Below are 22,420 nucleotides of genomic sequence, written 5' to 3' on the forward strand. Positions count from 1 at the left end.
AGGGGACCCGATTGAAGATTACCAAGCTATCCGATTTCTTCGTGACGGGGGACCCGCTCATCTACGGCGCCGACGTCGCGATCGGACTGACGATGGTCGCCATCGTCGTCGCGCTCACCGCGTTCAAGCGCTGGGGATGGCTGTGGCGCGAATGGCTGACGACCGTCGATCACAAGCGGATCGGCATTATGTACGTCATCGCTTCGCTGCTCATGCTGTTCCGCGGGGGCGTCGACGCCCTGCTCATGCGGACGCAGCTGGCGCTGCCAGACAGCATGGAGTTCCTGAAGCCCGATCACTATAACGATATTTTCACGACGCACGGCGTCATTATGATTTTGTTTATGGCGATGCCGTTGATGTTCGGTCTTTTTAACCTGACCGTGCCGCTGCAGATCGGCGCACGCGATGTCGCGTTTCCTCTGCTGAACTCCCTGAGCTTCTGGCTGTTCTTCATGGGCGCGATGCTGTTCAACGTCTCGTTCGTCATCGGCGGCTCGCCGGAGGCTGGATGGCTGGCCTATCCGCCATTATCCGAAAAGATGTTCAGTCCCGGCGTGGGGCAGGACTTCTATATATGGGGCATTCAAATCTCGGGTATCGGCTCCCTGATGACCGGCATTAACTTTATCGTCACGATTCTGAAGATGCGCGCGCCGGGCATGAAGCTCATGAAGATGCCGATGTTCACCTGGTCGGTGCTCTCGAGCTGCTTGACGATCATCCTGGCGTTCCCGATTCTGACTGTGACGCTGGCGCTGCTCTTCATCGACCGTTACTTCGGCGCCCACTTCTTCACGCTCGACATGGGCGGCAATCCGATGATGTACATCAACCTCATCTGGATGTGGGGTCACCCCGAAGTGTATATCGTCGTACTGCCGGCGTTCGGCATATTCTCGGAGATCGTGGCCACCTTCTCCAAGAAGCGGCTGTTCGGCTACGGCTCCATGGTGTTCGCGCTGATGAGCATCAGCATCTTCTCGTTCTTCACATGGGCCCACCATTTCTTCACGATGGGTTCGGGCGCAAACGTTAACGCGTTTTTCGCCGTCACAACGATGATCATCGCGATCCCGACGGGGGTCAAAATATTCAACTGGCTGTTTACGATGTACAAGGGGAAAATTACGTTCGAGCTGCCGATGCTCTGGACGATGGCATTTATTCCTTGTTTCATCGTCGGCGGCATGACCGGCGTCATGCTGTCCGTCGCGCCGGCCGACTTCCAGTTCCATAACAGCTACTTCCTGATCGCTCACTTCCACCAAGTGCTCATCGGGGGCGTCGTGTTCGGTTACTTCGCAGGTCTGTACTATTGGTGGCCGAAGGTGTTCGGCTTCAAGCTGAACGACAAGCTGGGGAAATGGGCGTTCTGGCTGTGGAACATCGGTTTCTATGTCTGCTTCATGCCGCAATACGTGCTCGGCCTCATGGGCATGACGCGCCGCGTCAGCTCGTACAGTTGGGACACGGGCTGGTGGAGCTGGAACTTCGTCTCCACGATCGGCGGCTTCCTGATGGGTATCGGCTTCCTGTTCCAGGTGTGGCAGATTCTGCACAGCATCAAGTTCATGGAGCGCGTCAAGGGCGATCCGTGGGGCGGCCGCACGCTCGAGTGGTCGATTCCTTCGCCGGCGCCGTTCTACAACTTCGCGATCACGCCGAAGGTCGAAGGCAGAGACGACTGGTGGCGCCGCAAGGAGCTGGCCGCCAAGGGCGTTCAGGATCCGCCGCCGAAGTACGAGCCGATCCACATGCCCAAGAATTCGGGGACGCCGATCGTCATGTCGCTCTTCTGGTTCATCCTCGGCTTCGGCTTCGTATTCGATTGGCTGTGGCTGATCGTGCCGGGCGCGATCGGAATCGCGGCTACGATGCTGTATCACTCGTTTAACTACGACACGGATTATTACGTAACGGCCGAAGAGGTTAAAAGGACCGAAGCTAAAGCGGGGAGGGTTGTCTAATGGCGCATGTCGCGGCTAATCATTCATCGCACGACCACGATCACGGCCATGACGGCCATCATGACCTCGAAGCGCTTCGGACGATGGGCTTCTGGATTTTTATCATTACCGACTGTATTATCTTCGGCACGCTGTTCGCGACGTATGCCGTACTCATGAACAGCACGGCGGGCGGCCCGACCGGCGCCGAGCTGTTCGAGATGCCGGGCGTTATCGCCGAGACGTTTATCCTGCTGACCAGCAGCTTCACAAGCGGTCTTGCCGTGTTGTCCATGAACCGGGGCGACAAGAAGGGTCTGATCGGCTGGCTGATCGTCACCGCGCTGCTGGGCGCATCCTTTATCACGCTCGAAGTAACCGAATTCCTCAAGATGATCGACGAGGGCGCCAAGATTTCGACCAGCGCCTTCCTGTCCGCCTTTTACACGCTCGTCGGCACGCACGGTATCCACGTCTCCATCGGCCTGATCTGGATGATCGCGCTGATGCTGCAGGTGGCGAAGCGCGGCATTACGCCGGTGACCAAGCGCAAGATCGGTAACATCAGCTTGTATTGGCACTTTCTCGACGTCGTCTGGATCTTCGTCTTTACGATCGTGTACATGATGGGGGTGAGGTAAGATGGCGCAGCATCATGACACGCACGCCTCGCACGGTGCCGACGCGCACGAGTCTCACGGCTCGCTCAAGTCCTACGTGATCGGCTTCGTCCTGTCGCTCATTCTGACGGCGATTCCGCTGATCCTCGTGCTGAACGACATCGTCACCGGCAACGCCGCCGACGTCGTCCTGCTCGGGACGGCCGTCCTGCAATTCGTCGTGCAGCTGTTCTTCTTCATGCACTTGAAGGAAGAGAAAAAGCCGCGCTACAACCTGATGACGCTGCTGCTCGGCCTCGTCATCGTCGTAACGATCGTCGCAGGCTCCATCTGGATCATGAAGTACAATATGGTGGCGCACTGATCTCCTTGCGGGAGATGCGGCACGCCGTGTAGAAAGTGAGAGAGCAGCCCGACGGGCTGCTCTTTCGCTTTTATATATAGATCAGACATCATCAATTTGGCGGCGATTCGTGACAGGTGAGCGCACTTTCGGCGTGACGGCGCTTCTCGATGTTTTGCGAGTCGCAAAGCCTGCATATGTACATGTATTTTCTGTCGACCAGCGACACTTGATCAAAAACCTGCAATTATGCAGGTAAATTTAAGTTGCAAGCCGGAAATGGGGCCGATGAAGGAAAATAACTGCGTTTTCGCAGCTGTTTAAAAGGGCCGACATCGGCGGAAATAGATGTAGATTTGCAGGCTTTACGGCGAAAGAGTAACGCGGACGACGGTAAGCGGGGCCATCGGAGCGGCTGGCGGATGAGCGAATGACAGGCGTTGTGCACGAATCGAGTATCGGATATCTGCCAATGCTAAAAGGACCGTCAGGGCGATCGATGATCACCATGACGGTCTTTCTTAACCCCATTCGGCTGGGAGGTGAGAGCGAGGCGATAAAAGCGCGATTGCAGGAGTCTGCGGGACGTTCAGGACCCTGTGAGGCCCGACTCCGTCTCGCTCGGCAATTCCAAAATGACGGCCGACTTGTCGTCCGATTTTTTGTGGCGCGGATGGCGCTCGCAATCGGGATCGAGCGCTTCCTCGCGCTCGAGCTGGTCCATGTAAAGCTCGATGCCGCGTTCGTCGAGTGCGTCCGCGAGCTTTTCCCATTTGCGCGGATCGTCGTCATTCTCGATAAAGTGGAACATGCCGTCGGTCACCGCGTAAAGCCGGACGACGTTGGCGCAGGAGATGCGGCCGTATTCCATCGTATAAGCCAGCGCAGGGTCCCCGTTCATGACGGCGTAGCCGTCCGGCGCGTTGGCTTTGTCGCGATTGCACTTGAATACGGGCTTCAGCCGTTGCGATACCTTCTCTGCGGGCAAGGTGCCATTCTTGAGCAGCTGCTGCTTGGCCTGCAGTGCCTTCAGGTCGAACGCCGCGACTTGATTGCGGGTCAGCGTCCGGACGCTCCCGTCGCGGTATCGCGCGAGCAGCATGCAGTCTCCGGCCTGTACGTACTCGAGGTGCGTGCACCGCCACCTGACGACCGCGAACACCGCGCCCCAGCGCTTCCACTTGGAGGCGACGTCGACGCCCGCGGCAAGCATGCGATCCATCAGCGACGCATTGGCGCGCAGGACGGCATCTGCCAGATCAAAATCGGCATCGCCAGCACCGGCGCCGAGCGCTTCGGCGAGCAGGCCGGCGGCGATACGGCCGCCGGTGAAGCCCGCCTCGTCCTTGTAGGGAAGCATCGCGGACACGCCGTCCACGACGCCGTACACATGGGATTCCGGATAGACGACCAGCGCGTCCTCGTTCGCCGCAGCGGCGCTGCCAGGGCGGGTAGCGGAAGCGACCTTCACGCCGTAGGGCAAGCCCAACTCCCGGTACACCAGCTTCCACCGGTTCCGAAGCGCTTCGTCGGGGACGTCCGGACGGAAGTCCAGCTTCAGGTACGTACGAACCGCCGGCAGGCGGAAGTCGTCCGTCTCGAGCACGGCGCAAGCTTTGCCGTCCTCCTGCATCCGATGCAGCGCCGCCAGGCTAACCGCATAGCCGAGCCCTTGCCCGGCAAACGCGGGATCGACGCCGACCATATGCAAGTAGCCCCAGTCCTCGCCCCACTCCGGTTCCTGCCAGGCACAGGCGGTCGCCACGGGAATCCCTTCGCGGCACAGGAACAGCACCCTGCCCGGCCGATAATAAAAGTGCGATTGAATATATTCGCGGAAGCTCCGCTCCCAGCCGAACGCCAGCTTGACGATCCGCTCCCAGTGCGCCTCGTCGCCCGGCTCGAAGCTGCGGCAGGCATACCCTTCCGGCAACCGGAAGGGCGGCAGATCGGCCAAGTTCGATCTGCGCATCACGAGCTGCGGAAGCTGTCTCTGTTGCGTCATCGTTACGGTCTCCTCGTCAGATTGTTGTGCTTGCAAAACTTGCGAAAGTCGGGCATCGCCACCGGCTCGCCGCCTTTGGCGCGGGACTGCGCGGACAACGGGAAGATGGCGCTCCATTCGACGGCGTCATACACGTCGATGAGCGGCGGCCGGCGGTCCCGGATGGCCAGGGCGAATTCTTCCAGCGCGAGATGGTTGGAGCCGCCGTGGCCAGCGCGGCCGCTCTCGGCGGCTTCGCGGTCGAGACGGGCCCAGGCGGGCGGATCGAACTCGGTCGCATAGCTGCCGAGCGGCTCCCATACGCCCTCCGGCGAGCCGCCCCAAGGGGGCGTCCGCATCGGGGAGCGGCCGTCGAGCCAGACGAGGTCGTCCTCGTCGTCGTGGCGGCGGGATACGTAAGCGCCCTTCGTGCCTTGCAGCGAGTAGCTATGCATATTATGCGGGCGAGGCGACGTCCAGTCGACCCGAAGGGCGATGATCACGCCGGCTTCCGTCGTCAGGTGGGCGACGGCCGAGTCGCCTTGTTTCCAGTAGCCGTCCTGCGCAGCCGGATGACCGGCGCCGAACTTGTTGCGAAAGTAGTGCTGCAGCGCGCGCGAATTCGAGGTGAAGGCGGATAGGCTGGCGAGCCTGTCCCCGCCTTCGCGTCCGAGCCACAGCCACTTGGCGAGCGGGCCGATCGAGTGCGTCGGGTAATTCAGCCCGTCGTAATCGCGGTGCAGCTCGCCCCGCCAGGTCAGCGAGCCGTCCTCCGTATGAACGGCATGCCGCAGATCGTGAATGTACCCGCCCTCCAGGTACGTGATTTCTCCGAAGGCGCCGGCCTCCGCCATGCGCTGGACCGTCATGCCGGCGCGCTCGAAGCAATAATTTTCGGACATCATGTACGTCAATCCGGTCGAATCTACCGTCTCGACCAGCTCCCACGCGTCTTCCAGCGTGTGCGCGGCGGTGACTTCGCTCAGCACGTGCTTCCCCGCCCGCAAAGCCCGAACCGCCTGTCGGGCGTGCAGCAGCATCGGACTCGCGAGCAATACGGCGTCGATATCCGGATCGTCCAGCAGCCGGTCGTAATCCGTATACCCCGTCAGTCCGGGATATTCGGCCTGCCACAGGCGCACCGCGTCTTCCCGCAGATCGCAGATGGCGGACAGCCGGACGAGGTGCGACAACGCTTCGATCGTCGCCTTGAATCTTCCTCCCCGGTTGCCGCCCACGATGCCCAGGCGCAATGGCTTCGTATCCATCGTTACAGCCTCCATTCCTTATTTGACGGACCCGATGACGAGTCCTTTTTTAATGTGACTCTGCAGCGCGACATAGATGGCGATCGGCGGGATCGAGGTCATGAACAGCCCGGCGAGCAGCAGCGGGTAGTCCGTGTCGAACCGCTTCAGAATCGTGGCCACCGCGACCGTCATCGTCTTCAGATCGTCGGACTGCAGGAAGATGAGCGGCGTGAACAGATCGTTCCACCAGCCTGTCGTATTGAAGATGGCCAGCGTGACGATTCCGGGAACCGACAGCGGCATCACGATCCGCGCGAGCGTCTGGACGTAGGAGATGCCGTCGATTTTGCCCGCCTCCAGCACTTCGTTCGGAATGCCGCGCATGAGCGCGACAAGCAGGAAGATGTTCGAGGGGACGGCGGTCACGGCCCAAATGAGGATGACCGATCCCGGATGGTCGACGAGGCCGAGACGGGACATGAGCAGGAAGTTCGGGATGACGAACGTGATGCCAGGTATCGCCATCGTAGCGATGACGACCATGTACAGGCCGGACCGGCAGGGGAACCGCAGCTTCGCGAAGGCGAAGGAGGCGGGAACGGACAGCGCGATCGTCACGGCGAACGCAAGCAGCGCGTCCAGCAGCGTATTGCCGAACAGACGCAGCACGTCGAACCGGTAGTACAGCGCTTTGAAGTTGTCGAGGTGCCATGCGTCGGGCAGCCCGCCGGGATTTTGGAAAAAGTCGACCGAGGTCCGCGAGCTGTTCACGGCCATGTAGACGATCGGATAAAAGTCGACGATCGCGATCGCGACGAGAACGGCGTATACAATCATTCGAACGGGTAAAGCTCTTCGGCTGGTCATCGCTAACCGCTCCTGTCTGGCTAGTCTTGATAACGGTTCGACAACCGGATTTGCACCCATGACGCCAATAGCGCGATGGCGAACAGCACGATCGACAGCGCGCTGGCATAGCCCAGTTGGTCGGGCGTTTGAAACGCCTTGATATAAATCATGTAATCGATCGGCGTCGTCTCGCGTCCGGGGCCGCCTTGCGTGACGGCATAAACGAGCGAGAAGAGGCCGATGAAGCAGTAGATCGCGTTGGTCACGGTAAAATAAACGATGGTCGGCACGAGCGACGGTATCGTGATGTGGAACAGACGCTGCCACCAGCCGGCTCCGTCCAGATCGGCCGATTCAAAGATCTCGTGCGAGATGGCGGACAGGCCGGATAAGAAAATGAGCGCGCCTTGTCCGAGCGTTTGCCAATAAAAGCAGAAGATGAGCACCATAAAGGCGGTAGGCACCTGGGTCAGCCATTCCGTCTTGCCGTCGGTCAGCCCGAGCGCATGCAGGAGCTGATTGACGACGCCGGATTGGGCGAACATCATTTTCATCAGCATGCCGACGACGACGGACGACAGAATCGTCGGAATATAATAGAGCGAGCGGAAAAAGCGCCAGCCGCGGACTTCCTCGAACAGCAAGACGGAGACGACGAGCGACAAGAGCAGAATGCCGGGAATCGACAGCAGGAAAAAGGCGTTGTTCCGCAGCAGCGTCCACAGCTCGCCGTTTGTGAAAATAAGCGTGTAATTGCGCAAGCCGATCCCGTGAGACTCGGCTCCGTTCCACTTCGTGAAGCTGTGGTAGAACGTATTGACCATCGGATAAAACACGATCGCGGCCAGCGCCGCAAAAGCCGGCAGCAGCGACAGGTAGCCGGTCATGGACTCTTTGGTGCGGAAGTGCATCGGCGGCAAGCCTCGCTTTATAAAAAAATGAGGCCTTCACGGAAAGGAATGAAGGCCTGGGCAGAGAGGGTGGCAAGCCTATCTTTGTTTGTTGATCTCGTCCCGCTTCTGGTCAAGCTTGGCGAGAAAATCGCGGACGTCCAGCTGCTGCTTGACGACAAGCTCGTTCATCGAGCTGATATAATCGGACAGCTCCGACGGGTAGATGTTGTCCGGCCAGAAGATGGTCGACGGTTCGCCGGCCCACTCCTGTTGTTTGACGACGTACGGGTCATTCGTGAATTCGCCCGGGTCGACGTTCTTCAGGTTCAGCAGCTTGCCGTAGCCGTCCTTGAACCGCGCGATCTGCTCTTCCTTGCTGACGAGGAAGAGGATAAACTTCACCGCTTCCTCCGGATGCTTGGACGACTTCGAGACGACGAAGTCGGCGCCCGTGCCTCCGATGCCTCCGTTCTTCACAAGGACATCGCTGCTGAAGTTCGGGATTTTCATCATGCCCAGATCGTCGCCGAGCGCGGCGCGGGCGTCGTTCAGGTAGCCGTAGCCGCCGAAGATCAGTGCGACTTTGCGGTTATAGAATTGCGTCTGCGGCTGGTCGTTAGTGACGAAGCCGTTCTTGTAAAGCTGGACATAGCCTTGCATAACCTGGAGCAGCTTCGGGTTGTTGAAGTTCGTCTTGCCGTTGACGATATCGTTGATGCCGGACGTGCCGACCGTCTGGGCGAGCCAGTAGTCGAGGAAGTAGACGAAGTCGCCGTCCTGCTCGGAGCCGATCGGCGTGACGCCGCTGTCCTTCAGCTTCTGCAGCATCGCGACGAAGTCGTCGTAGGTGGCCGGAGGGTTCTGCGCCGGATCGAGGCCCGCGGCCGCGAACAGCTTCTTGTTGTACAAAATGCCGATCGTGCCGTCGCTGCCGTCGGGAACGCCGTAGATCGTGCCCGTATCCGCGAAGTTCTCGGTAACGGCGTTCCAGCCCGTCATCGCGTCGATATCGGACGGCTTCAGGTAGTCGTTCAGCGGCTGAATGAACGATTTCAAGTCCATCGTATAGTTGCCTGACCAAAGATTGGTCACGTCGGGACCGTTGTTCGCGATGCCCGCCGTCTGGAATTTCGTCATCGCGTTCGTGCCGTCGGGAATGTCCTGGATGACGATCTCGACGTTCGGGTTGGCGGCCTCATAACGCGCGATCGCTTTGTAGATGTAGAAGTCTTCTTTTTTCTTCGTCTTGTCGTTCTCGTCGATCGTCGGATAGGACGTGTTCCAGAAAACGAGCTTGGTCTTCTCTCCTGCGCTCGCGCCGGCCGAAGCGGACGAAGCCGAAGCGGGTCCGCCGCTTGCGCTGGCGCTGCCTGCGCCGTTCGAGCCGTTCGCGTCGTTGCTGCCGCAAGCGGACAGCAGCGCGAGGCTTGCGGCCAGCAGCAGCGCCAGCGCCTTGCGTTGATTGCTGTGCATGGTTCTGTTGTCGCCCCTTATCTGCTTATTGTTGTTGCTCCAGCATGCCGTGGTAGCGTCCCATCCAGTATGGGAGCAGGAACCACGTGCCGCTCAGCATCGAGCCGGAGGTGTAGCTGACTGAATTGTATTGCACTTTGGTATAGTCGACGTAATCGGTATTCAGTACGGTCGCGTTGGTGTAGTTGGAGAAAGCCGCGAACGGACTCGTATTGAACTTGTGAACATGCCGCTCGTCCGGCGGCAGCGGACGGTTCGTCGAGACGACGCCTTTGCGGTCCCCGCTGATCTTCGTATAGTCGCGATAGTTGAAGTACTGGACGAGGAGCGCATCGGCGCGCATGCTGTTGTTGACCGGGAAATTGACTTGCTGCTGCGGCATGCGGGAGAGGGCCCATGCGGCCGTATCCAGCTCCGCGTCCGTCCGCTCCGGATACGTCTTCTGGTACAGATAGATGTAGAAGGGATTGTCCTCGTCCTTCATGTTCGCCCACCATTGATCGAACACGCCGCGCAGCGTCGCCACCCGCTCGGAGTTCGGATCCTCGTTCATCTCGATATCGATGAGCGGGAGGTAGGCGATCGCGAACAGATTCTCGTCGGAGAAATTGACGGCCAATCTCCAGTTCCCGCTCGCATGGATGGCGCTGTTGATGTCCGGATAATCGTCGAAGTCGCTCGACAGCACGTTTTTCTTGCGCTCGATATACTGCTTCATGATGTCTACGTAGCCGATGCCGCTTGTCGCGTCGGAGTAGCTGGCATCGTTGTTGTCGTAGCTGCCGCCGTCGGTGCGCGGCTCCCACAGCTTGCGGTATACTTCGCGGAACAGCGCGTTGTCTTCGCTATAACGCTGCGGATCGAGCGAGGTCAGATAGATCGCCGTCTTGACGAAGCTCACGATCTCGTCCGCGTTGACGTCGCTCTCGTATCCGCCTTCGTACTCGCCGGGCGGTACGCCTTCCGTGTTGACGGTATAGTCGATCTGCGGAGCGAAATAAGTCGCGTTCCACCGCGCCCAGGTCGTCGGATTGCGGGTCGCGTCGATCATCGCGAAGCCGTGCGTCACGATGCCCTTGACGATCCGGTCGGCGAACTTGATCGCCAGCTCCTTCAGATGAGCGTCCTCTGCGCCGGTGCCGTCGAACAGGTAGTTCGCGGCGAAGTAGAGCAGGGCCATTTGTCCGTTCACTTCGTCGGAGGACGTGTCCGCCTTGTAGATGACCTTATAGTCGTTCTGGCTGCCGCCGTACAGCTCGGCGAGCGCCGGGTCGACATCTTCGACGATCGGCGACGTCAGCCGCCAGGCGACGCTGCCGTCGCTCTTGCTCTTGAGGACAGGGAAAATGCCCTTCGCGCCGTAGTCGGCTTCGTAGGTGCGGCCCGTGGCCGCCAGGTACGCGTTCTTGGCTTCCGCGACGAGCGCCGGATCGGTAATTTCAAGCGTGTCTTTCTTCTGGGCGTCCGACGTGTCGACGGCGATGCCGTACACGGCGCCGTTCACCGACGACTTCTTGAACCACAAGCCGTTCGGCTGCGCATCGCCTTCCATGATATAGGAGCGGGCGATGAAGCCGTCGCCGCGTCCGGATACTTGCGCGAGCAGCATGACGGCCTTCGCCGCGCGCGTCGCATCCGCCTTGGCCGCAGCCGTCTCGGCTGCGTCGCCCAGCTGCTTGGCGGTCAAATACCGGTAGATCTCGCCGATCGCGTACTCGCTCGTCCACAAGCCGTCGTTGTCGTTGGTCGTCGGAGAGCCGGTATACGCCTGGCCGCTGCGGCTGAATGCGACGTCCTCGCCGATCATGCCGAAGCGGTCGTTCACCGCTTTGGTGAGCTGCTCGTACGTATCCGCCTTGTCCTTGAGCGAACGCATCGTCATTCGGATATGCACGATGCCCTTGCCGTTGCGCACCCAGACGCCGTGGTCGCCGTCCGCATACAAGCCGGCGACCTGATCGTCGCCGCCATACAGATAGCGGGGGCCGGCCAAGTATTGCACGTAGTCCCGGTTGTCGGTTTCCTTGACGTTGATCCGCTGCAATCCTTTTTTCGTGCCGATCCATAGCGTGTCGCCTTCCCGGGCGAACGCGGTCACGTTGTCCGCGCCGATCGCCTGGACGATCTCGAGTTGATCGGGAATCGCGAGAGAGGCGTCGAGGCCGCTCAGTACGGCTACCCGCTGCGTGTCGTTCAAGTCGGTCGTCGTATTGAACTCGTTCAAGCTGTAATAATCCATCTGCTTCTGATACGTATCGCCGATGACTGCAGCCGTGTAGGCGGCGGTCGGCGGCGGGCCGCCGCTGCCGGCGAGCGCCTGCAGCGGAGAGACCAGGGCGAACAGCAGAACTGCGGGAATGGCTTTTAAGCTTCCGGCGTACTTTTTCACGCGCAACGGATCCATCCTCCTGTCGGTTAAATGTTTATTGGTATCGAATGCTGGAGACGCCTTGGTCCGTCAGCACCCATAGCTCGCGATCGGAAGCCAGCAGCGCCCGGATCGTACCCTTGAAGTACTTGCCCTCGGCATAGGTCTTAGCCGAGCCCGCGTCCGTCGCGTACACGTCGAACCGCTTCAGCGTCGTGCCGGAGGCTGTCCACATCAATCCGGCTGCGTCGAAAAGGTTGATGCTGCCGCTTGTTCCGGCCACGGCCAACGCGGATGTCTGGAAGCCGTAAGTATAGTCGACCGACTTCGTGCCGGCCAGCACCTGCGCATACTCCCGGAGTGCCTGCGGCACCGAGGCGTCGGTCGTGTCGTAGAACTTGACGGTTCCGATCGGCAGCGTTTTAAGGAACGCCTGGTAGTGAGCCGCGATCTCGCTTGCGCCGAGCGCGCGGGAGTAGATCTTGACCTCGCCGATCGTGCCCTCGAAGTAGTGGATTACGTCGCCGTACGCCTCGACATCGCCGCCGATGATCAGGTCGTTGTTCTCGTTGATCGGCAGCGGCCCCGAAGTCGCGTTGCTGCCAGCGGCCGTCCCGTTGACATAGAGCTTGATCGTGCCGCCGGCATAGTCGTGCGCCGCGTCGCCTTCGTAGACGGCGGTGAGATAGACGAGCTTGCCTTTGACATCGGTCATCGCGCTTGATTCCGCCGGGTCCTTCGAGTTCTGGGTATCGAACACGAATTTGTGGTCCTCGGCCGAATAGTAGAGGGCGTAGCCGCCATCCTCATACGTGCCCAGGATGTGGTATTCGTCGCTGGACAGATTGCTGTCCGACGAGATCGAGACGGCGGTTTCGACGGTCAAGGCATCCTGCGTGAACAGGCTGCTGTTGTATCCGACCCGCGCCACCGAGCTCGGCTTGCCTCTCGAACCGGCGCCGTCCAGTACGAGCGCCTGCTTGCTGAACAGGGAATCGCTTTGCACCTTGGCGCGGTTCTCCAGTACGGCATCGTTTTTGTTCAGCGTGCCGTCCTTGACGGTCGTGCCGGCTACGTTCGTAAAGTCGATATTCAGCACGTCCGGGGCGCTTGCGTCATATCCGGTTCCTGCGCTTGTCGTCTTGAACGTGGAGACGATCGACGCGGATTCCTTCCCGTACGCGTCCAGCGCCTTGACGGATACCGTGTAGTCGGTGTTCGGCTTCAGTCCCTTGGCCGCGAACGTGTGGGTCGAGGTCTCGTCGTACGGCGAGATGACCGACGGCGCGCCGATGAGCTTGCCGTTCACCGTGACGATATACGAATCCACCTTGGTGTCGTCCGTCGCCTTGGGCCAGGTCAGCGTGGCGGAGGAGGCGCCGACAGCAGAGACATTCAGCTTGGCGCCGGCGGCAAACGCGGGCGCAGCCGTATCCGTCGAATATTTCCGCGCGGACTGAACCGGCGAGGCCAGATCGATCGCGTAAGGCGTGCCGATGACCGCGCCCTGTTTGTCCAGTTCTCTTCGTTCGATGACGACCTTGTCGTTGTAGACCTTGACCAGCAAGCCTTGGGATACGGTCTTGTCCAGATAAAGATCGCTGTCATTGCTGTAGCCGCCGGCCTGAACGAAGGCGGTGGAGCCGTCGTTGACGCGGATGAACCCGTCGTCCGCATTGATCGTGTTCGGATGATCCAGCGTATAATGCGTGTGGCCGGTAAAGAGCATGGCGTTCGGATAGGCGGCCATGACGGTTTTTAGCTTGGCGTACTCGGACGGATTGTTCCATCCCGCGCCTTCGCTGCCGTACGTGGTGTTTTTGTACGGGTAATGCATCAGGACGAAGACCGGCTTTTTGGCGTCCGCCGGATTTCCCTTCTCGTCCGTCGCGATCTCCTTTTTGAGCCAAGCGTACTTGGCGTCCGACATCGCGCTCCGGTCGTGGTCGACGACGATGAAGTGATAGCCCTTGACCCACGTGTCGTAAAAGACACCGGCATTTTCAGTGGCCTTGTCGACGTTCTCCGCGGCATAGCCCTCCGCGTCCATGCCGGTCTTCTCGTAAAAGCGTTTGGCCGCGGCGTACTTGTCGCCGCCGAGCTCGTCGCCCGCCGCATAGTACTCGTGATTGCCGGGGACGATGATCGGCTTGGCGCCTTTAAGCTTGTTGGCGTCCAGGATGCGCATCGCGCTGTCGTATTGGGCGATCGTGCCCGCATCCGTCATGTCGCCGTCAACGACGAGCGCGTCGTAGCTGCCGAGCGACCGGTATACCTGAAGCGCCTGCTCGAACTTGGCGGCGGCGTCCACGGAGACATCCTCGATCCCGACGTGCGTATCGCTCACGACGGGGAACGTCAGAAGCGGCTCGACGCCTGGGTTATTGCCGCCGTTCGATCCGTTGCCGTTCGATCCGTTGCCGTTCGATCCATTGCCATTCGATCCGCCGTCGTTGCCCGAGCCGCCTGTCGTCGATTCGCCGTTCCCCGGCGTCGAACCGCCCGGGTTTGAACCGTCGTTCGATCCTTTACCATTCCTGGCTTTTTCCAGCAGGACAACCGCTTCCGCGCGGGTAAGGGAGGCGAGCGGCTTGAACGAGCCGTCGGTATAGCCGCCGATGAGATGAAGCTTGACGAGGGCGCCTACGGCGCCGCGGCTCCAGCTGGCGATGGACGCCTTGTCCGTGAACGGGAGCGCGACGCTCGCGCCCGAGGCGGTATCGAGCCTGAAGATGCGGGCGAGCATGACCGCCGCTTCCTGTCGGCTGACCGTTTTTTTGCTGCGGATCGTACCGTCTTCGTAACCCGAGATATAACCGGCCTTGACCGCGATTCTGATATCGTTGTATTCCCAATTCGCCGGGGACAAGTCGGAGAAGCTCGCCTCGCCCGCATCGGCATAGCCGAGGGCCCGATTCGCCAGCGCCATCCATTCCGCCCGGGTGACCGGACGATTCGGCTCCAGCTTGCCGCTCGCGTTCCCTTTCAGCAGACCGCTTTGCGCCCAGCTTTCCAGCGTACTCTCCGCCCAGTTGCCCTTGATGTCGGAGGCTTGCGCAGGGCTTGCCAGCGCGGAGCCCAGCGGTCCCGCCCCGATCAGGGCGACCGCGAGGGCCGCTGCCGCGAGACGGCGAACCGGCCGCGCGGCGGTATTGCCGACTGTCATATCCATTCCTCCCGCATTGATGATATTTTGCTATCTTCATCATAGGAGGCGGGGCGCCTTTCGAGGACTACAGCATATGACGAGGTCGTTTATCTTCGGCGCGCGGCCGATCGCCGCGCATCAAGCGCCTGTAAGGCGAATGTCAACGGGGGGTTAAGGAAAAGCGTGCCTTTTATCCGGACATGCCTTTTCATTTATCCTTTGAGGTAACGGGAGGGAGAGGCGCCGCGCGCTTTTTTGAACATGCGGGTGAACGAGCTCAGGTTCAGATAGCCGAGTTTGTCGGAGATTTCAGTCAGGCTCTTCCCGTTTCTCATCATGACGATGGCTTGCTCCGTTTTCTCGTGCACGACGAACTCGGTGAAGCTCATGCTGCTGACTTCCTTGAACAGTCTGCTTAAGTAACTGCTGTTGATGTAAAAGGCGCTCGCGATCTCCGCAAGCGTGATGTCGCGGTCCAGATGGGTCTTGATATATTGCTTGATCAGAAGGACGATCTTGGCTTTGTCGCCGGCCGAATTCGTCAGCGCGAGCGCTTGTTCCAGCCGTTCCAGCTCCGCAGCCAGCAGCTCTGCGGCGTCCTCCAGCCGCTCGGACGCATAGATCCGGTCGACGAGAAGATGATCCGCCGCCTGTTGGCCGGCGAGCAGCTCGTCGCAGGCGGACCAGGAGCGGAACAAGAGCTCGGTCATCATGTTTTTGACGATGTGGGGATGCGCGCGCGGCGGCTCGCGGAGCGCTTGCTCCAGCCCCTCAAGCTGCCGCCTGGCGTCGGCGAAGCGCAGCGACTCCAGGCTGGCGGCCAGCGGCTTGCGCAGCTTCAGTACCGCCTCCGGCAGCACCTCGAGCGGCGCCGGGTCGCCCGATCCGGCCGGTGCGCCGTAAAAGGCGCGCTCCGTCGTTTCCCGCGCAGAAGCCGCATCCGGAGCGGGCGCCTCGATCGCCGTCCGTCCCGCGAGCGCGGCGGCGGCCTCCTGTTCCCGTGCCAGGTCGAGCGCCAGACTTCGCAGGATCCCGCAGAGCTCGTCCATGTCCAGCGTGGACTTCAGGATGAAGTCGTGCACCTGAAGCTGGATCGCTTCCCGCATGTACTTCATGTCCTGATGGCATGTCAGCACGATGAACCGGGCATCCGCCCGTTTTCCTTTGGCGTAGCGTACGAACTGAAGGCCGTCCATCTTCGGCATCTCGATGTCGACGAGCACGATATCGGGAAGGTGGCGCTTGAATTGCTCGTAGGCTTCTTCCCCGTCCTGCGCCTCGCAGACGAGATCCATGCCGAGCTTGGACCATGGAATCGTTTTGCGCAGGCCGAGCCTGACCAGAATTTCGTCTTCGGCGATCATGACTTTCATGACGGCATTCCCTCCATCTTCTGCTCGGCCGGCCGATAGGGCAGGACGAGCTTTACTTTTGTGTATCCGCCAAGCGCGCTGTCGATCTCAAGGCCGTAAGGCGAACCGTACTCCAGCCGGAGCCGTTGCTGCAGATTGGCGAGACTAAGCCCGCCCGGCGCCCGGCGCCCGCCTCGCCGTCCCGTGCCGCGGGTCTCGGAGAGCATTGCGGGACCGATGCCTTTGCCGTTGTCCGCGAGGAGTAGCGCAAGATCTCCTCCGCGTGCGCTCGCCTCGATCCGCAGCAGCGGCTCTCCGTCGAACGGCGCTGCAAATCCGTGTACGATTGCATTTTCTACGAGCGGTTGGACCGTAAACTTCGGGATCTCCGCACGGAGCGCATCCGCGTCGACGTCCAGCTCGACGCGATACGTTCGCATCGCGCGGATCTCCTGGAACTTGACGAAGCTCATCGCGTATTCGATCTCTTCCTCCAGCGTGCTGTACAGCACGTCGGTATTGCGCAGCGTATAGTCGAGCATCCTCGTCAGGGAAAGGAGCGCCTCGGCCATCGTAGGGTCGCCGCGCAGCATCGCCATGAACCGCAGCGCGTTCAGCGAGTTGTGCCAGAAGTGGGGGCGCATCTGCTCCTGCAGTCTCTGCAGCTCCAGCATCCGTTTTTCCGTCTCGCCGCGCCTGATCGTCTCGACCTGCTCCTGAATTTTACCGAGAAACCGGTAAATGCCGCTGTTCAGTGTCTCGATCTCCTTGAAGCCGTTGTAGCGGTAGCTGTCCGGCTGCATGCCTTCGCCGTTCGAATCCTCGACGATGCGGGACAGCCGGCGGATCGGCATCGTCACCTTCCGGTGCAGAACGGCGAAGAAGACCGCGATGAAAAGGATCGAGACGCCCGTCGTGAGCGCCGTGATGCGCCACGTGCTGACGCTGCTCGCATGGAGTGCGTTGGGCGGGAGGAGCGAGGCCATCGTCCAGGGCGTCGAGGCGACCTGCATATACAGCAGGCGATACGATCGTCCCGATAGCCGGATATCGGCGGCTCCTTCGTCCGTGCGGGTATCCTTGATCGTCCGGTAGATAGCGAGAAGGGAGGAGGACCAGTCCGCGATATCGCCTGCCAGCCGCTCGCTGTGAAAGAGCGTCGTCTCCTCGTCGCCGGAGAACAGGAATATCGGATTGTCGGGATTGATTTGCGCCCGATCCAGCATCCGCTCGATGAGCGTGCCGTTCAGCTCGATCACGAGCAGGCCGAGCGAACGGTTGTTTAGAATGATGTTTTTGCTGACGTACAGGGCGGCTTCGGCGTGCGAGGCGATATGATAATCGGAAGAAACGTTCCAATGAAGAAAGTTGTTGTCGAGAGCGACGCGGTTTTCGAACCAGGGGAAGTCGGATACGGTGCGAAGGAGCCGCTGTTCCTCTTCCGTGTTCACCGCAGGATAGGCGTAGACGCGCTGTCGGCTGTCGAACACTTGAATGTTGACGGGCAGCCGGAGGTGATAATATTCCGCGAACGCGCTCAGCTGTCTCTCCGTTTGCGACTTTGCGCCGGACTGAAGCGATTCGATCAGCGCCGGATGATTCGACAGCGTCCGGGCGAAGTCGTCGATATAATTCAGGTAGTTGGACAAGTTGACCGATACCGAATCCATATTTTCGGCGATCAGCCGGGCGTACTGATCTTCGATCGTCCTGGTGGACTGCCTGCTGACGATATAGCCTTGCAATGAAGTCAGAAACAGCAGAAACAACGAGATCAGGATGAAGAGCAGCAGCTTCCAGCTGGCGAAGAGGGAGCGTATTCCGTGTCTCCAGTTCATGGCGTTCTCCCCGTATTCGTATTAAATGCTGGCGGTCAGCCGGCTTTATTATAGGAGACGAATATTATCGCAATGTTTTTCGGGTGTTTTTGGTCGAGGGGAGAGTCTTGCCATGGGCGCAATGAGTGATTAGTAAAAGGAGAGACGGCTAAAGTCGCAGGCTTGGGGCTGCAGGCGCAACAAGTGAGCTTGTAGCGGCGTATGAAAAAGTACGGCCCCTTGAGCTTCTGCGGGGCCGTACTTTTCATTTTGAACGGTTTATTCGCCCTCGTTCCAGGGGTTCATATGTACGAGCACCTCGACGACGTCGGGATCGCTGTCCATAATACAGCGCTTGAGCGCGCGGCCGATGTCGTGGCCTTGCTGAATCGTATATTGGCTCGGGATGCCGACGCGGACGTCGACGATGATATAGTGTCCGTGCTCGCGGGCGCGAACGCGGTCTATCCGCTTGATCTCGGGCTCGCTGGCGATCAGCTTCTCGTACTGTGCGAGCTTCGCAGGCGTTACGTTGCGTTCCATCAGGATGTCGATGGCGTCGGTGCCCATCTCGTAGGCGAGCTTGAGCACGAGCAGCGATACGACGATGCCCGCTACTGGATCGCCGTATGCGGCCCAGGACCAGTCGAGCCGCTCGCCGATATAAGCCAAGCCGATCCCGATTACCGCGGCTAGCGAGGCGTACACGTCGGCCAGATGGTCGTAGGCGGTGGCGAGTACGCTCTTGCTGTTGATGGCCCGGCCGACCCGGATCGTGTATACGTACAGGACCTGCTTCCAGACAAGAGAGACGACGGCGGCGGCCAGCGGCAGCAAGCTCTCGCTCTCGGGCGGTTCTCGGAGCGTCAGAATGGCATGGTACCCGATCCATAGCGCGGCGATCGCCAGGATGATGGCGACGAGCGCGGAAGCGACGACCTCGGCTTTGCCGTGGCCGTAAGGATGCTCGTCGTCCGCCGGCTTCTTGGATACCATGGACGACGTCAGCGCAGCCACGGTGGCGATGATGTCGCCGGCGTTGTGAATGCCGTCGGCCACGAGCACCGGACTTGCGAACAGCAGGCCGACGACGATCTTGAGAATGGTGAGCGCGATGTTGCTGACAAGACTGATCCAGATGGACAGCAGCCCTGCGTTTGCTTTAGAGGTCAAGGCGATGGCTCCTTTTGCCAATCATTGTTTCGATATTCTATCATAGCGCCGCGGGGGATTCCTAATACGGAAAAAGGGGAAATTTACCGCAGGGCAGGCGCAGGAGAATCCGAAGCGAAAAAGGAAAAGCCGTCTCTGGCCCGGGCGGCTTCTCATCGACAACCCGTTCACGGCATACGGCCGAATCGTCACCCCTCGCGTTCTGCCCTCTTTTACGCCTCAGCAGGCTCCTTTATAATAAGGCTTAACTGATTCGTACGGGCCGATCGTCTCTCCGCTCCGACAGGAGCAGGCCTTGCGCAGACGCGCAAGGCCGGAGACGATATCGGCTGCGGCGGAGCCGGAGGAGCGCCGATCATGTATTACGCCATGTCCCGTATGACCAGGCTGGACGTCAAGTGGGCGCGTTATCACCGGCAGACGGCCGAGTTTGCCTCGACGCAGCATGCCAATCCTTACTTTGAACTGATCGCAGCCGCGGATGCGCCAATCTATCTGCAGGCCGGGCAGGAGCGAGTCGTGCTGCGCGCGGGCGAGATCATGCTTCTGTCGCCATGGGAGTCTCACCGGGGCTGGAAGCCGGAGGCGTCCGAGGGCGGCTTTTTTTGGGTCCAATTTTCCGCCGATCCGCCGCTTGCGCCGGTCGATCTGACGTCCGCGAAGCCCTCGCGCGAGCCGGAGCCGCAGGGGCTGTCCGATCTCCGTGTCCCCGATGCGCTGGTGCCGGAAGAGCCGCTCGTGCTGCCGAAGCAGGCGCTGGCCGTCGGGCGGTACGCCTTGCTCGGCCTGTTCGAGCGGCTTGTCCGGGAGCTTGAGCGGGGGCGGGGCTACTATCGCTTCCGTGCGGCCATGCTGCTGGAAGCGATGCTCGAACAGCTGGCGAGCGAGCTGCTGGGGCGCGAGCGGAAGGAGAGTCCGCTGCCCCCGGCTTATATCGCATACCGCGAGCTTGTTTCCCATCTCGATAACCATTATCGGCGCCCGCTCACGGGCGGCGTGCTGGAGGCCGAGCTGGGCCTGAACTATCGGTATCTTTGCGCCATCTTCAAAAAATACGGCGGCATGACGATCTTCGCGTACGTCCAGCGTCTGCGCATCCAGCAGGCCAAGCATTTGCTGCAAGCGACGCAGGAGCCGATCCAGCGCATTGCCGCCGATGTCGGGCTGGACGACCCGTACCATTTCGCCAAATTGTTCAAAAAGCTGACGGGAGAGACGCCGACCGTTTGCCGGAACAACGCGAGACAAGGGACGTTATGACGCGCCTATGAGCCGGACCGCTTACGGATGGAATACGATATCGATCATCAGATCGTAAGGGCCGGGATCCTGGGTCTCCGCGGTGGCTGCCGGGACGAAAAACACTTGGAGCGGCGCTTCCCCTTTAGTCGCAATCAGCTCGATGCGGTGCTCGCCCGGCTCCATCTCCAACTCGACGAGTTTGCTTTGAAGCGCGCGGTGCAAGGCGGGCATGTATTCGGTCCGCTCCTCGCAGCTGATGACCGTCTCGCCGTCGATCCGCACCGTGACGGGCGCCTCGGTGGCGGCGATCCAGCGTACTTTGCGGTGCGTGGGGATGTGGGCGACCGTCGTCGCTGCGTAGGTTCCAGGCGCCTCGGTGCCGAGCTCGTCCGCGAATGACAGCAGGTTGCCATGGAAAACCGCGTCGGCCGTTCGGCCGTCCGGACCTGTCAGCGTCCAGCCGGGTGCGGCGACGAGCGCGAAGGGGACCGACTCTTCGCTCCAGCCTCGACCGTTGTGCCGCCTGCGCAGGAGCAGCGCGAGCGAATAGTGCGACATCGCTTCCCCGCCGTGCGCGATCTCGCAGGTCCAGGACGCGCTGGCGCCCGGCTCTACGACGAAGAGGGCGCTTGATTCTCCCCCGGACCATCCGTCGGGGAGGCGGAGCTCGGCCGTGCCCGTCCAGGCGGTCGGCGTATCGTTGGCCAATTCGAATTCGATCGTGCGGCGGCAGCCGGTCCCGATCGACGGGCCGGCGGCGCCATATTCGATCGTCAGCCGGCGAGCGGCTTCGGCGACCGAGCCTGGCGGCAGCAGGTGCAGATTGGCGCTCGTCGCCTGATCGTGCGGCAGAGGCCGCGCCTGCGACGGAGCGATCCGGCCGGACGTCGGCTCGACCGCCGAGAGGCGAACCGGCAGCTCCCAGGCGGCCAATACCTGCCGCCCGATGCGCAATGTCCGGCGCGTCAGCTCGTCCAGGTCGGACGGCGCGGAAAATCCGTTCACCGGCGGGCTGACGACAACGCGATGGCCGACCGGTTCGATCCAGCGGTCGGGCAGGCTGTCCCGGCCTCCGACGATGCCGAGAATCGCGCCGAGCGTGGCGGCGGTACAATCCGTATCGTATCCGCAGTTGACCGCTTTAAGCAGCGCGTCTCCGAAGTCCTCCCCATAGAGCCATCCGAGTATCGTGAAGGCGATATTTTGCGGCGCGTCCGTAAAGTTGTCGCTGCCGTGATGCTTTAATACGAGCGCGCGGGCCTCCTGCCAGCCGATGCCAGCCGCATGCCAGCCGAGCAAGTCGTTCACGGCCCGCGCGGTACGGCAGCTTGCCGGAATATAGGACAGCCCGATGGCGATCAGTGTATCGCGGTCCGACTCCACGAAGGCGGCGCTCTCGATCGCCGCGAAAAACATTTCCCCGTACACGCCTTCGCCGCCCGCGTGATCGACGATCGCATCTTCACGCGCATAGGCGGCTGCCCGTCCCGGGGCGCCCGGCGACACCATGGCCCAGATCTCCGAACGGATCGGCGAGCCCATGCAATCGACGAACGGATTGTTGTGCCGGCCGGCGACCGGCGGGAGCAGCCCTCTGCGCAGATTGCCCAGCGCGTATCCATATTCGTCGAACGGGAAAAAGATGTGGTCCAGCCACTCTTGGCCCAGCTGCCGAGCGTTCAGATGCGGGCCGTATTGTTCCAGTGCGTGCAGCCAGACGAGCTGCAGGTCCAGATCGTCGTTCTCCAGCGGCTCGTCGGGCAGCACCGGATAAAAATCGAGCGCGAGCAGCTCCTTGACGCCTTCCACCGGAACGCCGAGCGTTCCTCCGATATTTTTTCCGAGCCAGCCGCCGTAAACCTTTTCGTAGTATTCCTTTTCGTTCAACACGATTTTTTCCATGGGGACATTCGCCTCGCATCATTTTTGAATTCGGTTACAAATCAAACATAGCTCGGC

Annotated in this window: 15 protein-coding genes; 4 read left to right on the forward strand and 11 right to left on the reverse strand. The window is 60.8% G+C overall.

Annotation, left to right across the window (positions count from 1 at the left end; translation table 11 throughout):
• The first annotated feature begins 11 nt into the window (after positions 1-11).
• Genes ACFSR7_RS18870 through cyoD form a run of 3 tightly spaced genes read left to right on the forward strand, consistent with a single transcriptional unit; the run spans position 12 to position 2,933 of the window.
• Positions 12-1,970: a cbb3-type cytochrome c oxidase subunit I gene (locus ACFSR7_RS18870; protein WP_378164200.1), complete on the forward strand. Its 1,959-nt coding sequence runs from the start codon at positions 12-14 to the stop codon at positions 1,968-1,970.
• A complete protein-coding gene (gene cyoC / locus ACFSR7_RS18875; protein ID WP_378164202.1) occupies positions 1,970-2,590 on the forward strand; it encodes a cytochrome o ubiquinol oxidase subunit III in 621 nt (206 codons plus the stop codon). The genes ACFSR7_RS18870 and cyoC overlap by 1 nt, the downstream gene beginning before the upstream one ends.
• A 1-nt stretch (position 2,591) precedes the next feature.
• The gene (cyoD, locus tag ACFSR7_RS18880; RefSeq protein WP_378164204.1) at positions 2,592-2,933 is read left to right on the forward strand and encodes a cytochrome o ubiquinol oxidase subunit IV; all 342 of its coding nucleotides are present in this window, start codon (positions 2,592-2,594) and stop codon (positions 2,931-2,933) included.
• Between the two features lie 568 nt (positions 2,934-3,501).
• On the opposite strand, the gene ACFSR7_RS18885 is transcribed toward cyoD, so the two are convergent.
• From ACFSR7_RS18885 to ACFSR7_RS18930, 10 genes are all read right to left on the reverse strand, one after another.
• A complete protein-coding gene (locus ACFSR7_RS18885; protein WP_378164206.1) occupies positions 3,502-4,917 on the reverse strand; it encodes a GNAT family N-acetyltransferase in 1,416 nt (471 codons plus the stop codon).
• A gap of 2 nt (positions 4,918-4,919) precedes the next feature.
• On the reverse strand, positions 4,920-6,164 hold the full coding sequence (locus tag ACFSR7_RS18890; RefSeq protein ID WP_378164208.1) for a Gfo/Idh/MocA family protein: 1,245 nt from the start codon (positions 6,162-6,164) through the stop codon (positions 4,920-4,922).
• 18 nt (positions 6,165-6,182) lie between these two features.
• Complete coding sequence (locus ACFSR7_RS18895) at positions 6,183-7,013, reverse strand: carbohydrate ABC transporter permease (protein ID WP_378164210.1); 831 nt, start codon at positions 7,011-7,013, stop codon at positions 6,183-6,185.
• Positions 7,014-7,033: 20 nt separating this feature from the next.
• Complete coding sequence (locus ACFSR7_RS18900; RefSeq protein ID WP_378164212.1) at positions 7,034-7,906, reverse strand: carbohydrate ABC transporter permease; 873 nt, start codon at positions 7,904-7,906, stop codon at positions 7,034-7,036.
• A gap of 78 nt (positions 7,907-7,984) precedes the next feature.
• Complete coding sequence (locus tag ACFSR7_RS18905; protein ID WP_378164214.1) at positions 7,985-9,361, reverse strand: ABC transporter substrate-binding protein; 1,377 nt, start codon at positions 9,359-9,361, stop codon at positions 7,985-7,987.
• Positions 9,362-9,386: 25 nt separating this feature from the next.
• Positions 9,387-11,756 carry a hypothetical protein gene (locus ACFSR7_RS18910; RefSeq protein WP_378164216.1) on the reverse strand — a complete coding sequence of 790 codons (2,370 nt, stop codon included), beginning with the start codon at positions 11,754-11,756 and terminating at the stop codon, positions 9,387-9,389.
• Positions 11,757-11,784: 28 nt separating this feature from the next.
• Positions 11,785-14,895, reverse strand: a complete 3,111-nt coding sequence (locus ACFSR7_RS18915) for an S-layer homology domain-containing protein (protein ID WP_378164218.1) — start codon at positions 14,893-14,895, stop codon at positions 11,785-11,787.
• Positions 14,896-15,089: 194 nt separating this feature from the next.
• Positions 15,090-16,250 (reverse strand): response regulator transcription factor, encoded by a 1,161-nt coding sequence (locus ACFSR7_RS18920; protein ID WP_378164220.1) that lies wholly within the window; start codon positions 16,248-16,250, stop codon positions 15,090-15,092.
• Entirely contained in the window at positions 16,247-18,067 is a 1,821-nt protein-coding gene (locus ACFSR7_RS18925; RefSeq protein WP_378164222.1) for a sensor histidine kinase, read from the reverse strand. Before ACFSR7_RS18925 ends, ACFSR7_RS18920 begins: the two co-directional genes overlap by 4 nt.
• A gap of 258 nt (positions 18,068-18,325) precedes the next feature.
• On the reverse strand, positions 18,326-19,219 hold the full coding sequence (locus ACFSR7_RS18930; RefSeq protein ID WP_378164224.1) for a cation diffusion facilitator family transporter: 894 nt from the start codon (positions 19,217-19,219) through the stop codon (positions 18,326-18,328).
• Positions 19,220-19,576: 357 nt separating this feature from the next.
• Between ACFSR7_RS18930 and ACFSR7_RS18935 the strand changes: the two genes are divergently transcribed.
• A complete protein-coding gene (locus ACFSR7_RS18935; protein WP_378164226.1) occupies positions 19,577-20,479 on the forward strand; it encodes a helix-turn-helix transcriptional regulator in 903 nt (300 codons plus the stop codon).
• A 21-nt stretch (positions 20,480-20,500) separates the two neighbouring features.
• Here the strand turns inward: ACFSR7_RS18935 and ACFSR7_RS18940 are convergent, their stop codons facing one another.
• On the reverse strand, positions 20,501-22,363 hold the full coding sequence (locus ACFSR7_RS18940; protein ID WP_378164228.1) for an ADP-ribosylglycohydrolase family protein: 1,863 nt from the start codon (positions 22,361-22,363) through the stop codon (positions 20,501-20,503).
• Positions 22,364-22,420: the final 57 nt, after the last annotated feature.

This window comes from Cohnella sp. GCM10020058 (assembly GCF_042683485.1).
Lineage (GTDB): Bacteria > Bacillota > Bacilli > Paenibacillales > Paenibacillaceae > Cohnella.